This window comes from Bacillus paralicheniformis (assembly GCF_002993925.1).
GTDB classification, from domain to species: Bacteria; Bacillota; Bacilli; order Bacillales; family Bacillaceae; genus Bacillus; species Bacillus paralicheniformis.
Map to the genome: position 1 here is coordinate 4238154 of NZ_CP023665.1, position 15786 is coordinate 4253939.

A 15786-nucleotide genomic window follows, 5' to 3' on the forward strand; every position below is an offset into this window, starting at 1 on the left:
TTCCGAAAGCTCATGGTGTTTTATGATCGTTTAACAGCTACCATGGCTACTCCTAGTTAATATATCAGGCCACACACTGGATATTTATTTATGTTTCATACTTAATGATATCTTCCATTGAAATGCCGTTAGAATACTTCATTAGAATCGTCTCTATACATAAATGGCCGAATATTCCTATGGGGTTATAAATGGCCTTACCTGTTTTCTGATCTACTTCTGTTAATACATCATCTCCACCTAAAGAGCCTTCTTTTCCTTCACTAATAAAATATTTTCCTTCCTCATAAGTAATAAATCTTAATTTGGATTCATCATATTGTTTCAACAAATCTTGAGTTGCTTTAGAAACAACCTTCCAATCATCCTGCAAAAAACCAGTGTAACTTGTATTTGCTACAAATAGCTTATTTTCTTCTTTTAGTAAATCACGTATCATAGCTTTACTCAGCTTTTGATCTACAAAAATGTCATAATACTGAATTAGCACATCATCATCTTTACGTTTTGCCAAGTTTCCTTCCAAAACCCATGCATAGCTGTATTTATTTATCTCCTCTAAGGGAATCTCAATAATAGCGCCGGGCACAATTTTTGACAGGGACTTAGCTTTTTTTGTTGAAGCTTTTATATCTGTAATTTGTCTTTCGTTTAGCTCCGGAAAAAATGAATCTCCATTTGTGTTCAATACATGAAGCAATGTTACGAAAAATTCGTCTAAAGCCGGTTCCCTATCCAAATGCTCCTTGGACATTTTATAGAATTTCTCTACCGCATCGTGAAGGATATCCAATCCGTCATCACCGATCATAATGTTCTTGTTTTTATGTTCTTCTTCCCAAATGCCCAATAGAAAGCTCCTTTCAACTCTTTCTTCTCTATTGCAACTGACAGCAAGTATTCATAGCGTTTCTTCCGTATGTATACAGCCGCCTGTCCAGTACTATTTTAAATGTTTCTGTACCTGGACAACCGCAAGCTGTGGAATTAACCAAGGTATCGTCAAACAATCGCTCTTTTGTATCAAAATGGTTGAATCACAAACTCATAATCAACGGTATCTCTTTTTCAGCATAGATCACTTTTTCCATCGTTTAGCTTCATTATTATCTATATTTTAACCGATGCATAGAACTGTTACAATATTCCTAAAATATTTAAGGGATTAAAACCCAATAAAAATTACATTTTTTTATATTCATTGAGCGAAGCAAAAAAGGCTGCCCCCACTCGGGAACAGCCCTTTCATTCGTCTCTGATGCTGCGGCCGAGATTCCACACGGCTCAGCTACAGCGCCGACTTGATCACTTTCTTACCGTAAAGAACGGACAGCAAACCGAAAATAGAATACAGAACGGTGTACAGCACCATCACGATGATCATCGGCGTCCGCACCTCTGCTCCGAATAAGAACCAGCCGGATTGGACAGCAAAGTAACTGTGAGACAGGCCGATAACCAATGGAATTCCGAAATTATACATTTGCTTGATTCGTATCCCCTTCAGAAGATCCCCGCGCGTGAAACCAAGTTTTCTCAAGATCGTGTAATTCGGTTTCTCATCTTCGCTTTCGTCCATTTGTTTAAAGTAAAGGATGCATCCTGATGTGATCAGAAACGTAAGTCCTAGAAATCCTACGATAAACATGGCAAGTCCGAAAAGCGATTTTTGAGCTGTGCTTGCATCGAGGAGCGATAAATGCTGATCGCTTTGATTCACTGTTGCAAACAATTCATTTGCCTGCTGAATCTGATCTTCATCTTTTAAATTGATCCCGTAAAAAAGACTCGACTTCTGCTGTAATTTTGGATCTTTGTCTTGGCTCAGACGTTTAAACAGCGCATCATCCACAACGGCTACAGGCAATCCGCCGCTGGTAAAGTTGAAGGATAAGAGGGACTCTTTTCTCAGCCCTAAATAGTTTAATGGAATCGTCTCATGCTCGCTCTTTACCTTAATGGCCCCCGTCTCTTTTAAAGCCATAAGTTTCTGGAGAAGGTCGTTATATCCTGAGAAAATGACGTCTCCTTTGTGCACGTCAATCCCGTCAATCTCTGCATCGCTGACTACGGCGAGGGGTAATTTCCCCGGGTCACCAGCCATATTTTCAGGATCCCCTTCGACAACTTGTTCCAGATTGAAAGTCGCCTGAATGACATGAATTTCTTTTTTGCTGTATGAAATGTTGTTTTCATCCAATAGTTGTTCGAACCGTTTTGCATCCTTTTGATTTGTCATAGCGAAATCAGCCGCTACATTTTGTTCGGCGGCTTTCTCTGCAGAGTAGTACGAAATATAGCACAAGGATAACAAACCGATCGCCAGTGCCGTAACAGTGGTGATGATCGTTAATAATAGAGCGTTTGATTTCAGCCGGAACATGATCGATGAAAGGGACAGCACTTCATAAATATTTAAGTAGCCTCCTTTGCTTTTGCGGATGATGTTGGAGACAAAGCTGACCGATCCTTTATAAAAGAGGTACGTTCCGATGATAACGGTACCGAGAATAAAGCTCATCGCATAAAACAGCTCATCTATGGTCTTGAATTTTCCGCTGAACAACTCAGTAGAAATGTAATATCCCGACAAAATAAACAAGATGCCCAATAAGCCAATGATCATTTGAAAAACGGATATTCTCTTTACCTTATCTTCCGTAGCTGATGTCGCTTTAAATAATGACAAAATGCTTTGCTTTTTGATAAACGTATAATTCATCACCATCACCAGCAGGTAGATTCCGCAGAATACAATGACAGTTTGCATAAGCGCTTCTCCGGAAAAATTCAATTCGGTTTCAGCTTGAACATCTACTATTTTAAATAAAGTCATAAGCACGAGCTTTGAGATCGAAAACCCGGCAAACACCCCAATGACCAAAGAGCCGAAATACAGCATGACATTTTCCAAACTTAAAATACGGAAGATTTTTTGCTTCCTCATGCCGATTAGCTGGAATAAACCGATTTCTTTGCTGCGCCGCTTAATAAAAATCGTATTGGCATACAAAATAAAAACTGCTACTACTGCCACTAGAAGAATGGAAGCTGCTTTCAAAGCCGCTGCGCCTTTTATCGATGCCTTCACTTCATCGATCGCCGGATCATACTGCAGCGTAACAAACGCAAAATAAAGCGCCACGCTGAAGATTAACGCAAACACATAAAGGTAATAGTTCCGTATATTCTTTTTCAGGTTGCGGAAGATTAGCTGATTAATACTCATGCTGAACCCCGCCTAACACGCCTTGCGTTTTCATGATGTCCTGAAAGAACATCTGCCTGTCTTGTCCGCCTTTATTCAGCTGCGTATAAATTTGTCCGTCTTTAATGAAAACCACTCTGCTGCAGAAGCTCGCGGCGACGGGATCATGGGTGACCATAATGATTGTGGCCCGGCGCTTTTGATTTAACTGGCTCAGCTTGTTTAACAAGTCTGATGCGGATTTCGAATCAAGCGCACCGGTCGGTTCGTCAGCGAAAATAATGCTCGGTTCATGAATAAACGCCCTGGCTGCTGATGTGCGCTGTTTTTGCCCGCCGGAAATTTCATTCGGATACTTATTCTTCAGCTCAAAGATGCCTAATTCTTTCGCGACTTCCTCAAATTTTTGACCTGCTTCTTTTTTTGATATTTTCGTAATCGACAGCGGCAGAAGGATATTTTCTTTCACTGTCAGCGTATCGAGCAAATTGTATTCTTGAAAGATAAATCCTAAATGCTGCTTCCTGAATTCAGCAAGCTGTTTTTCCTTCAGATTCGTCATCTCAGCTTGGTTGATGTTAATCGTTCCGCCGCTCACCTGGTCAATAGAGGACAGAACATTGAGCAATGTTGTTTTGCCTGAACCTGACGGGCCCATAATACTGACAAATTCACCCTTTTGGATCTGAATGTCAATTCCCTTTAACACTTCGTGTTTATTGTGCTTATTTCCATAGCTTTTTCGTATTTTTTTCGCTTCTAAAATCATCATTTTTAAAATCTCCTTTTGACTGGATATTTTTATTATAGAAAGGAGGACAGCCGTTTTCCTTCGATTCAGCGAACAAAAAAGAAAAGCGTGTGACACTTTTGTCACACGCCAAGCACACGGGAAAATTCGTTCCGCTTCGGAAAAATCAGCGTAAAGGTTGTCCCCGTTCCTGATTTAGAATCAACCTCGATATGAATCAGGAGCGGCTTTGCCGCTTTTTTCGCCAAATACAGCCCCATTCCCGTGGCGGCCTGATCATGATGCTCCGTTGTTGATGTGAAACCTTTGTCAAACACACGCGGTATATCTTTTGGATCGATGCCCCGTCCAAAATCTTGAACTGCGAGATGCACCTGGCCATCTTGTTCATAGCTTTTAATCAAAATATCGGATGCTTCGCTGTATTTCACTGCGTTTGTCAGCAGCTGCCTCATGATAAAAGACAGCCATTTCGCATCGCTGAGCACTTCCCCGGCCTCAAGCTGTATATCAAACCCGATCCCTTTTGGAATGCACCATGATTGCAAATCTTTTAGTTCTTTAAAGATTAAAGGTTTGAGCTCTAGAGCTTCAAGAGACAAGTCATTTTCGATAAATGACATCCGCTTTTGATGAAGCTGGCGATCGAGCAGCAGGTGAACGCGCAGCCATTCATAGTCGAGTCTCGATTTTAATGATTGATCGTCAATCGTCTCCATGATCAAATGCATGGCGGTAAGCGGCGTTTTGACTTCGTGTATCCAGGCCATGAGCTCATCTTTTTCATTCTCCAATGCCAGGCGATGCTGCGCCGCCTCTTGCTTTAACTGTTTCGTTTGTTCGGCTATGCTTTTTTCAATCATCGTTTCGAAAGGCGTTTCCGCCTCTCGAATGTTTGTCACATCGAGATTGTGATCCCATTCTTCCAGGCTTTTATAAAACTTCGTTTCCCTCCGAAAGCGGACAAGTACAAAAACGATAAAAATAAATGAAGACAAATAGGTCATATATAAAATCGATGCAAAAGGAATGGATGAATCGACATAAGCGATAAACAGAAAGACGATCTGCTGCAAGACAAATATGGCGATCCAGCTTCGCCTCTCGGTCAAAAACGCTTTCAGCATTCTCATCATCCTTCTTCTTTCGCCATATAGCCCTGGCCGACCTTTGTCTCAATATATTGCCCCAAGTTCAAGGTATCCAGTTTTTTTCTCAAACGGTTTACGTTGACCGTCAGCGTGTTATCGCTGACAAAACGCTCATCGTTCCATAAGCTTCTCATCAATTCTTCCCTGCTGACAATTTTGTTTTTTTGGTCGATCAATTGTTTTAAAATGAACATTTCATTCCTCGTCAACTCGATCGACCCCGCCTTATTGCTGACGCGGTTTTGCTCGGGATCAACGGTTGCACCGCACCACGCTTTCTTCAGAATCTCAGGCTCTGTATTATAGTCGTAAACACGGCGGAAAATCGCCTGGATTTTGGCAATCAGCACGTCAAAATGAAACGGTTTCTGAATATAATCATCTGCTCCAAACTGCATGGACATGACCATATCAGCCGGATGGTCGCGCGAAGATAAAAAGAGAATCGGAACGTTGGAACGGGAACGGATCTGCCGGCACCAATGAAACCCGTCATATTTCGGCAGCTGAATATCGATAATGACGCAATCGGGCTTAATCGCCGCAAACTCCTGCATCACTTCGCTGAAATCGTCGATGCCGTACACCTCGTATGACCACCCGGTTAACCGTTCTTTTATTTCCTGAAACAGCGATTCATCGTCTTCGATCAACAGCAGTTTAAACATTTGCCTCACCGCACTTTTTGTCTTTTTTCTAAGTCAAGTGTATAGCAAATCGTTTTCATGCGCTACAGAGAAAAAAGCTGTCCTGTAAAGGACAGCCATTTTAAATATCACAAACTCTCGCCATTCGTTTCGATCACTTTTTTATACCAGTAAAAGCTTTTCTTTCTCGTTCTTGCAAACGTGCCGTTTCCTTCATTGTCACGGTCGACATAAATATAGCCGTAGCGTTTTTTCATTTCGGCGGTGGATGCGCTGACCAAGTCGATCGGGCCCCATGATGTGTAGCCGATTAAGTCGACGCCGTCTGCGATCGCTTCTCTTACTTCTTTTAGGTGATCGCGCAAATAGTTGATTCTGTAGTCATCTTGTATCGAACCGTCTTCTTCGACGACATCGACGGCGCCGAGCCCGTTTTCAACAATGAAAAGCGGCTTTTGATAGCGGTCGTACAATGTATTCAGCGTAATGCGGATTCCTTTAGGGTCGATCTGCCAGCCCCATTCGGACGATTCAAGGTACGGGTTTTTAACCCCTCCGAGCAAGTTGCCTCCCGTTTTTGCCAAATCTTCCGGATTCGTGCTCGCAACCATTGACATGTAGTAGCTGAAACCGATATAGTCGACTGTGTTTTCCTTCAGAATGTCTTCATCACCTTCAGCCATCTCAATCGCAATTCCATTTTCCTTAAAGAAGCGCTTCATATAGCCCGGATAAGCTCCGCGTGCCTGTACGTCCGAGAAAAACAGCGTTCTTCTCTCATTTTCCATCGCGGCGAGCACGTCTTCCGGTTTTGGCGTCATCGGGTATGTCGTCGTTGCGGCAATCATACAGCCGATTTTAGCGTCCGGAATAATATCCTTGCCTGCTTTTACCGCAAGGGCGCTTGCGACAAATAGATGATGCGCCGCTTGGTACATCGCATTTAACTGGTTTTCGCCTTCTTCAAATACAAGGCCACCGCCTGTAAACGGCGCATGCAGGACCATGTTGATTTCGTTGAACGTCATCCAATATTTCACTTTGTCTTTATAGCGGGTGAAAACCGTTTTCGCATAATGTTCATAGCACTCGATCACTTTCCGGTTTTTCCAGCCTCCGTATTTTTTAATTAAACCGAGCGGCATTTCGTAGTGGGATATCGTCACGACTGGCTCAATATTGTATTTTAATAGCTCATCAAAGAGGCGATCGTAAAATTCGAGTCCCTCTTCATTCGGTTCACTTTCATCACCGTTAGGAAAAATCCGCGTCCAGGCAATCGATGTTCGAAACGCTTTAAATCCCATTTCGGCGAAAAGAGCGATGTCTTCTTTGTAGCGGTGGTAAAAATCGATGCCTTCGTGATACAGGTTCAATGACTCCATCGACTCATCGAATGGATACATGACCCCGTTCGGCGACACATCAGCTGTCGAGAGCCCCTTTCCGCCGACATTATAGGCGCCTTCTACTTGGTTTGCGGCAACCGCTCCGCCCCATAAAAAACCATCAGGGAATTTTTTCGTTTGTTCAGTCATATCCTTTCACCTCATCCAAATTTGTCGAGCTTTCCTCTCTCTACGCCAGCGCGATCAGCGCTTCCTCAATGTCAACGCTTTCATCTGTTTTCAAAGGCTTGATCGACTGGTACCGGTCCGTATTTGTGATGATAACCGGCGTGATTAACTGATAGCCCGCATCCTTAATCGCATCCATATCAAATGAGACAAGCTGGTCTCCCGGCTTTACAGCGTCTCCTTTATTGACATGCACGGTAAAGTGCTCACCGTTCAATTTCACCGTATCGATTCCGATATGAATAATAATTTCTGCCCCATTGTCGCTAGTGATGCCGAGGGCGTGCTTCGTTTGAAAAACGGTCGTGATCGTGCCTGATACAGGCGACACCACTTTGCCTTCTTCTGGCTCAATGGCAACACCTTTTCCCATGACTTCTCCTGAAAATGTCGCATCATCCACTTCACTCAATGCTTTGACTTCGCCTTTCAGCGGGCTTTGAATAATTTCACTACCGCCAGTCGTAGAAGAAGCAGCCGCCGGTTCATCGGCTTCATCTGACGGAATGTCTTCAAATCCCAATACAAAAGCAAACGCTGTAGCGGCAAAGAACGCGATGACGATCCCGATCGTGGCCTGTATAAAAGTCGGACCGATAAACGTTGTAATTCCCGGCAAACCGACGTTTCCGCCAATAATATATGCTGCTACGCCGGTGATGCCGTAAAATGCACCTCCGACAGCGGCACCGAGAAGCGCAGAAACAAACGGCTTTTTCAGCCTCATGTTGACACCGTACATCGCTGGCTCTGTAATCCCCATCAAAGCCGTGATGCTTGTCGTCAGCGACAATGATTTGAATTTCTTATTTCTTGATCGCAGGAAGACGGCAAATGACGCGCCAGCCTGCCCCATATTCGCCAAGAACATCGCAGGTATCAAATAATCGTAGCCGTTTTGCGTAATGTTGTTGAACATAACCGGAATGAAAGCATAGTGCATTCCTGTCATGACGATCAAAGAAAACGTTCCGGCTAAAAGGATCATCGTGATTAAACCGGCGTTTTCAAATAAACCGTTCACACCGATTGACAGATAGTTCCCTGCAATCGCACCGAGCGGACCGACTGTAATTAATGTGACAGGCACCACAATCAGCAGCGTCAGTGTCGGTACAAAAATCATCTTCAACGAAGTCGGGGTGACTCTGTCAATCCATTTCTCAACGTAAGATGCAATCCAAATCGCGAGCAGGATCGGAATGACTGTCGACGAATAAGTGGCAGCGGTTACAGGCAATCCGACAAAAGAAATGCTTTTCCCTGAACCGAGGAGCGCTGTCAGATCGGGATGCAGAATCGCCGCTCCGATCGCCGCCGCAACATAAGGATTGCTGCCGAATTTTCTCGCGGCGCTGACCGCCAGCAAAATCGGCAGGAAGTAAAATGCTCCGTCGCCGATGGCCGATAAAATGGTGTGGACCTGGCTATTTTCACTCATCCAGCCGAACGTGACGGCGATAGCAATGATCCCCTTGATCATACCCGCTCCGGCGATGGCCGGGAGAATCGGCGTAAATACGCCTGATATCACATCAAAAATGGCGGACAGCACGTTTTTCTTTTTGCCGGCTTGCTGCTCGCCCGCTTTTTCATCGCTGAGCCCGCTGTTGGCAATGATCGCTTTGTACACCTTAGGGACATCATTTCCAATGATGATTTGAAACTGCTGGCCGCTGATGTTGGTGCCCATTACAGCCGGAAGACTTTCCAGTTTCGCGCGGTCTGTCTTCGCATTGTCATAAAGGTTGAAACGCAGTCTTGTCATGCAGTGAATCACGCTCTGTACGTTCTCTTCACCGCCCACGAGTTGTAAAATGTCCTTCGATACTTTATTATAATCCATATGAGTACCTCCTCTTTTGGGGGAATCTGCCGGACTGAAGGTGGCCGCCTTCACCCGGCTTTTTTATTGGCTGGAACCGCAATGAATCCTCAGAATCTCACATCACCTCCTCATTTTGGGTATAAAAAAAACCTAAATTACGCCGGCTTGAACGGGACGATGTCCCAGAAAGCTGTACGCAACTTAGGTTTTGCCTGCAAAAGCAGTAACAATCCTTAAGAAACTTGCTGATATTAGTTTGTAACTATACTGTAACACCTGTTTTTGTTCATGTCAACGCTTTCATTACAAATGTCTCATAAAAAATAGAATACACGTAAACTAGAAACTAAGACTTTATACCTTTATTTCTATGTTTTCTAGCTTTCGCCGCCTTTTTCATAAGCAATGCAGGGTTTCGCCTTGCTTTCCTTCGCGCTGGCGGCTGTGCAACTGCGTCTTTCGGTTCCTGCTGCTTATGAAGAATGAATCCGGCGGCCATGAACGGAATCCCTGATAAGTTTGTGAAAATGTTTTTAATGCCCATCGCTAAAATAAAAGAGCCCCATGGAGAAAACGGATCTTTTTTGATTTTCACGTAAGCGGTGATTTCCAGGGCAATAAAAATGACCGACTGTACTAAAATTACAATCAACAAGCTCAAAATGAACAAGAGAGCCAAATTAAACAACGTGCCTGAGTAGATCATCAACTTCAGCGCGGCCACGAAAGTCCCAGCCTCCATATATCCGTCCGTGACATTTGGATTCCAAACGGCATAAACGTCAAATTGATGTTTGAAATGAAAAAACAAAAATAATATAAACAACCAATATATGCTATGTAAGCTAATGCCTAATAAAATGAGTCTGTTTGCTGCTTTGTTTTGCAATATTGTTCCTTCTTTCGTTTATGATTGAAGAGAATGAAACGTCTCTTCCTGCTTTGGCGGAAACGCCTTTATTTCGTTGCTGTCCAGGTCTTCCTGTAATATGCAAACCTTTTGAATCTGCCTGTTTTGATAATGGTGAAAATAGTAGCTGCACGTCTCGCTGCACATCACCGACGTATATTGGGTGTAATCGTCTTCGCCATTGTCAGTTATGACAATCCCTTTGGGAATATTCATATGGGAGAGAATATGAAACGCGGCAGAAACGCCTTCTGTTTCGTCGGACACGGGCTTCATGTGCTCTTTCAAAACTGCTGCCCTGACAAAACGGGATGGCGGTGTAAAGTCTCCCGGCAATCCGGACAGCCCGGAACCTTGGCCAAAAGCCGACAGCGTCAGGTCTCCCATCTTTTTCGCGGCAAACTGTCCCGGCTGAAGACCGATATAATTGCGCAAATTGGTCAAATGCCAAGGAAAATCCGGACTGTTCGTCAGCACGCCGACCGGATTATCATGAATTTGAATCCCTCCGGCCGCCGGTTCAACAACGATGCTCGCACCGGAGCGGTCCGTTAATAGCCAATGAAGCGGCGTCACCGTACTGAGCAAGCTGACCTCTCTCTCAACAATGTTTACGGAAACAGCCGCTTTTTTCACTTCCTCCAAATCGCCGCATTCCGACAGCACCCATGTCACAAATTCGTGCGGCGCAAGATTGCGGCATTGCTCTTTCGTCTCGCTTTCATACACAGCATAATCCGGGAAATAAAGCGCCGCGCAAGACAATCCTTTTTCATTCACACCATCGGCAAACAGCGCATTATTGAGCCTTCTGCCCATCCCGATAAACGCATACCGGCCGGCATGCTCGCTGCCGACTGCTTCACTTTTCCATTTGTAGCGACGCGGATGCAACAGCACTTCCCCGTTAAGCTCAAAATCAAAATCCATCGTCCTCGCCAATAAATGCTCCCGACCCGCAGTCGTCAACGTGATACTTGTACACATTGCGTCTCATCCTTTTCGTTTGATATTACACTTCGTGAACAATTTATTTCCATGTTATCGAATTGGAAATGATTCGTCAAAATGAAAGGGATTAAGATAAAAATGACCTCCAGAACAGAGGTCACTTTTAATCACATCATTTACTCCCCCAAACCGCATCTCCCTCACGAGACAACGCACTAAACGTCATCACCTTCCGCTCAGAAGCTGCATCCCACTGGCGCAAAAATACGCCATCATATGTTTTTCCGTCGAGCTTGAGTTCGATTTTGTTGTCTCCCGTGTTCTTCCACGTCCCGGCCGCTGCGCCGGTTATTTTGCCGTTTTGATTTAAGCGGATTTCTTTCGATTCTTTAATATCTGCAGATATGTCTTTTCCATGACGCACCAATTCGTAGGCGCCAATCACATCTGACTTTTTCACCTTGTCGAGCTTCTCTCCGGCATAGCGGTGAGGGGCGGCAACCGGCCAGCCTTGTTTGTTCATCAACAGTTGGTGGACGCGGACTTCGTGCTCCTCGCCCCGTCCCGGGAAGCGGGTGTGGAAGAATAAATACGATTTGCCGCTTTTTTCATCGTAAAAGGCAGAGTTATGGCCCGGCGATACATAGCCGTTTTGATTGCTAAATGAGAAATTTCCCATCAGTTTGACACCGTACGGTTCGATTGAGCGATCGTCAAAAAACGTTCCTTCTTTGCCGCGGACGTCAATCATCGCATGGCCTTCTGCGTCATAATAAGGGCCGTCAGGGTTTTTTGAGCGGGCGACGCGAATGTTGTACCCGCCGTCAGCGGCAAGCCCTCCGAAGGACATGTACAGGTAGTAATACTGTGTTTCAGGATTATAGAGAATGTATGCGCCTTCAATCCGGCTGTGATTGCCGCCGATCAGCTTTTTGCCGTACCCCTGTCCCGGAAGCGGAAGTCCGGTTTTCTTATCCATTTCTAAAATAAAAATTCCCCCGGAATAGGAGCCGTACACCATCCACAGCTTTCCTTTTTGATCAAAGAATGTATGCGGATCGACGACATTTGGGTGCTTTGTCGCGTCATAAGGCGTGCCGTCATTGCTGATCCCGTCCATTCCCGACTTCAGGAAAATGCCTTTATTTTTGTATGGGCCTTCAATGTCGTCCGCGACAGCAAGTCCGAGCGCAGATCTCGGAGAATCCCCGCGGCAGGCGTTGTAATACATATAAAACTTGCCGTCCTCAAGCTGGGTGACATCAGGCGCCCACAACGTATCAGATTCAGCCCATTCAAAGGCCTCTTTTAATTCTTCATATACGTTCGGAATCAGAGGATTGCCGTCGTGGACACTCGAGGAAATTTGCGTCCATTTCATGAGGTCCGTCGATTTGGCCGAAGCTAAATGGGAGCCGAAGACATAGTACGTGCCATTCGCTTTAATAATGGATGGATCGTGAACCGCCACTTCTGAAAATACAGGTTTTTGAGTTTGTGCAGAAGCTTGGTTTGGCGCGAAACATGCAGCCATGATGAAAAGCAATGCAAGGACTTGGATGAAACACTTTCTCATATTCATTTGTTCTCCTTTCTTTTGAAGCGCTTTCATTTTTTGACAATTCATCATATGCTGCTTATCCAAGGTTTATTACGAACAAAAAAGCTCCCGACAAAGTCGGCAGCCTAAGTTTATTTCCTCGCTTTATGCACTTTCAGCAATTTCCCTTTCACGGTTGTGTTTTTCATCGCTTCTAAGACGAGCGGTCCTTTGCCGTTTAAAATTTCAACGAATGAACCTTGCTCTTGTATCGTGATAATCCCAATATCCTCAGCGGAGACGCCGTCAATTTTAGCAATCGTCCCAACGAAATCAACAGCTCTCAGCTTCTTCTTTTTTCCCCCGTTAAAGTAGAGCCTCATAATTTCTTTATTTAACGATTCGCTCTTGTCCTGTTTAAGCTCAGGCTTCCTATTGATTTTCTTTTGAAACGCCGCTTTTGCCCGTGCAATTTCTCCTTTTGACGGCGCCTCAATAATAGGAATGGAAAAACCGATATAGTCTTCAATGTCAGCGATCATCCTTTTTTCACGCGGGCTGGCAAGCGTAATCGCTTTTCCCCGGCTGCCGGCTCGGCCTGTTCTGCCGGTACGATGCACATAGCTTTCTTGATCTAATGGCAGCTCATAGTTGATAACATGTGTGATGTTCTCAATATCGATGCCCCTTGCCGCCACATCTGTCGCGATTAAATAGCGGAACGCTCCCCGTCTAAAGCGGTTCATCACGGCAAAACGTTCCTCCTGAGGCATGCCGCCGTGAATTTTCGCGCACGGATAACCCAAACCGGCTAAGCGCCGCTGCAACTCATTCACTTGCTCCTGTGTGCGGCAAAAGACGATGCAGCTGTCCGGATTCTCAACAATGAACAGATCCACTAAAAGCGGAAATGAATCATTTTCATTTACAAAGATCAGTTGATGCTCGATATCTGCAGTTGTCGTACCGCCTGCTTGAATCTTGATTTTCAAAGGATCTTTCATATATTGAAGGGATAGATGCTCCACATCCTCCGGAAAAGTTGCTGAAAACAGCATCGTCAGCCGTTCTTCAGGCAAATGGCGGATGATCGCTCCTACTTGATCGATAAATCCCATATTCAGCATTTCATCGGCCTCATCGATGACAAGGTATTTCAGTTTTTCTAATGGAAAGGTCCCTTTTTCAATGTGATCCAATACGCGTCCAGGTGTCCCGACAACGATATGGCATTTTTGCTTGAGCTCTGTTTTTTGCCGTTCAAAGGACGATTTCCCGTAAACAGCCGCTGCTTTTATTCTTTTATAGCGGCCGATGTTCGTCAAATCCTCCTTAACCTGAGCGGCAAGCTCGCGCGTCGGTGTCAAAACCAAAGCTTGTGGTTTGTTCTCTTCCCATTCTGTCAGCTCGCAAAGCGGAATTCCGAACGCGGCCGTCTTCCCGCTCCCCGTTCGCGATTTCACCACAACATCCCGCTTTTTAAGCGCCGCGGGAATCACTTCGCTTTGCACCGCAGTCGGCTGCTTATACCCTAAATGATCGAGCGCTTTCGTAATATCGCCGCTTAATGCATAGTCTTTAAAACTGGCTTTGTTCATGCATGAACTCCTTTTGGTCATATGATTTCCAATGAATGATGGTGTTATGAATGTGATTATACGCGAATCATAACTGATTTCAAAAGGACATGAAAAACTGGGCTGTAATAAACGCAGCCCTAAGAAACACCCTAATTAACTTATAAAGCTGTTAACACAAAAGAATGAATTGCTGCTCAGAGAAAAGAATCGGTTTTTTTACCTATAACTATTTAATTCCCCTCTAATATTTAATACATAGAGGATATTGAAGCTATAGAAAAGACTAACACTATGATAAAAACAATTCCCATTAAACGCTGCAATAGAAAAGGCAGACGGGCTAAAACAACCTGGACTTCATAATTAATTGCCCAAGCAATAAATAAGAAATAGCGTAAAAAATCGTTTATCCATCCACTTGACTCTTCATATATATTAAATTCATACTGTTTTATCACCCAGTTAGGAAATAGCAATGAAATAATTGCCATAATGAAATTTATAGTAAGAGACATATACAATAAGGCGCTTGGGTATGGAATGTGTTCCCTTAAAACAAAACTTAAAAATAAACTTATAGCAATGACGGTAATAGTACCTACTATTAGGTTTGATTTCTTGAATATTTTTTTCCTCGGACTAACATATATTTTTTTTGTATTAAAACCGTACACCAAAGAAAGTAAAACCAAGAAACATTCCGCGAAAAATATAAATAAAAATAATGAGATACTGCTGTCATCTCGATTCCAATATGGGATGTTTATCAACAAAAGTACCACTAATAACATGAATACTGCATTACTTCGCATCCAAAAAATACCGCTTTTTTTTATAGAAAACATAAATCCACTTGTCCTTTCTTTTTCTACAAATCAAAAAACTCATTCATTGTATTTACTATTTTCTCGAAATATTCATTTACTGCCACAGGCTGAAGAAAAAGTGAACCGGTTTTTTTTATATTCTCATAATCTAAATGCCAAATAAAATCATCACTTCTTAATAAGAATACAGCTTGATCTAATCTTGATTGGCTTGTAATATAGTCGCTTTCAAAAAATGAAATATTATCAAGCTCTTGATTGTTTTTTAGAAAATCAAAAGAGAACTGACTAATAGATGGGTGAGTTTTTGGATCCTCCGCCATTCTTTTAATAACCTCAGCTTCTACTTCGTGAAATTCATCAAATGAATCATCATCCATTTCAAAAATTTCATGTTCTGGGTTTTTATCCGTATATGAATGATAAAATGTTTTCAACATTTCTAAAAACGACTCTCTGCTTCTTAAAATCGAAAAACTATGATTTTGATTTTCTATCTCCTGCACAATGAGTTCATCTTTTTGAACATGATGTACAATCAACACTCTTTTCCGATGGATACAGCGAACTTTTCGCTTTGATTGAATGAGTAAGTGAATCAGGTTTTCTAACCCTTTTTGTAAATTAGATTCTGTGCCATCATCCCAATATCCTCTTTGTTTTAAAAGATTTTCGGCTTGAATTGAAAATGGTTCAATGTCTTTTTCATCTTGAATTATCTTCTGTTCATTAATAATATCCTCAGCAGCTTTTTCATATCTGCATAATAACAATGCGGCAACAAGTTCATTAGTAGTTAATATAATTTTAGACACT

General features: G+C 43.3%; 13 protein-coding genes. All 13 read right to left on the minus strand.

Going from position 1 to position 15786, the window contains the following annotated elements:
* Nucleotides 1-88: 88 nt before the first annotated feature.
* The 13 genes from CP943_RS21625 to CP943_RS21685 all read right to left on the minus strand — a co-directional run bounded on the left by CP943_RS21625 (nt 89) and on the right by CP943_RS21685 (nt 15785).
* The gene (locus CP943_RS21625) at nt 89-850 is read right to left on the minus strand and encodes a hypothetical protein (RefSeq protein WP_026580359.1); all 762 of its coding nucleotides are present in this window, start codon (nt 848-850) and stop codon (nt 89-91) included.
* Between the two features lie 438 nt (nt 851-1288).
* On the minus strand, nt 1289-3229 hold the full coding sequence (locus tag CP943_RS21630; RefSeq protein ID WP_095291266.1) for an ABC transporter permease: 1941 nt from the start codon (nt 3227-3229) through the stop codon (nt 1289-1291).
* The gene (locus CP943_RS21635) at nt 3219-3980 is read right to left on the minus strand and encodes an ABC transporter ATP-binding protein (RefSeq protein WP_020453508.1); all 762 of its coding nucleotides are present in this window, start codon (nt 3978-3980) and stop codon (nt 3219-3221) included. The genes CP943_RS21630 and CP943_RS21635 overlap by 11 nt, the downstream gene beginning before the upstream one ends.
* 101 nt (nt 3981-4081) lie before the next feature.
* Nucleotides 4082-5086, minus strand: a complete 1005-nt coding sequence (locus CP943_RS21640; RefSeq protein WP_105981381.1) for a sensor histidine kinase — start codon at nt 5084-5086, stop codon at nt 4082-4084.
* Nucleotides 5087-5091: 5 nt separating this feature from the next.
* On the minus strand, nt 5092-5778 hold the full coding sequence (locus tag CP943_RS21645) for a response regulator transcription factor (RefSeq protein WP_020453510.1): 687 nt from the start codon (nt 5776-5778) through the stop codon (nt 5092-5094).
* Between the two features lie 107 nt (nt 5779-5885).
* Nucleotides 5886-7295: an aryl-phospho-beta-d-glucosidase gene (locus CP943_RS21650; protein ID WP_023856895.1), complete on the minus strand. Its 1410-nt coding sequence runs from the start codon at nt 7293-7295 to the stop codon at nt 5886-5888.
* A 40-nt stretch (nt 7296-7335) separates the two neighbouring features.
* Nucleotides 7336-9180, minus strand: coding sequence for a beta-glucoside-specific PTS transporter subunit IIABC (locus CP943_RS21655; RefSeq protein WP_023856894.1), 1845 nt, complete (start codon nt 9178-9180; stop codon nt 7336-7338).
* A gap of 328 nt (nt 9181-9508) precedes the next feature.
* Nucleotides 9509-9886 carry a hypothetical protein gene (locus CP943_RS21660; RefSeq protein WP_234026551.1) on the minus strand — a complete coding sequence of 126 codons (378 nt, stop codon included), beginning with the start codon at nt 9884-9886 and terminating at the stop codon, nt 9509-9511.
* 183 nt (nt 9887-10069) lie between these two features.
* The gene (locus CP943_RS21665; RefSeq protein WP_105981318.1) at nt 10070-11059 is read right to left on the minus strand and encodes a choloylglycine hydrolase family protein; all 990 of its coding nucleotides are present in this window, start codon (nt 11057-11059) and stop codon (nt 10070-10072) included.
* A 136-nt stretch (nt 11060-11195) separates the two neighbouring features.
* The gene (locus CP943_RS21670) at nt 11196-12605 is read right to left on the minus strand and encodes an arabinan endo-1,5-alpha-L-arabinosidase AbnB (RefSeq protein WP_026580360.1); all 1410 of its coding nucleotides are present in this window, start codon (nt 12603-12605) and stop codon (nt 11196-11198) included.
* A 110-nt stretch (nt 12606-12715) separates the two neighbouring features.
* Nucleotides 12716-14161 (minus strand): DEAD/DEAH box helicase, encoded by a 1446-nt coding sequence (locus CP943_RS21675; protein ID WP_105981319.1) that lies wholly within the window; start codon nt 14159-14161, stop codon nt 12716-12718.
* Nucleotides 14162-14391: 230 nt separating this feature from the next.
* The gene (locus CP943_RS21680) at nt 14392-14988 is read right to left on the minus strand and encodes a hypothetical protein (RefSeq protein WP_105981320.1); all 597 of its coding nucleotides are present in this window, start codon (nt 14986-14988) and stop codon (nt 14392-14394) included.
* A gap of 23 nt (nt 14989-15011) precedes the next feature.
* Nucleotides 15012-15785, minus strand: a complete 774-nt coding sequence (locus CP943_RS21685; protein WP_105981321.1) for a phosphate signaling complex PhoU family protein — start codon at nt 15783-15785, stop codon at nt 15012-15014.
* Nucleotide 15786: the final 1 nt, after the last annotated feature.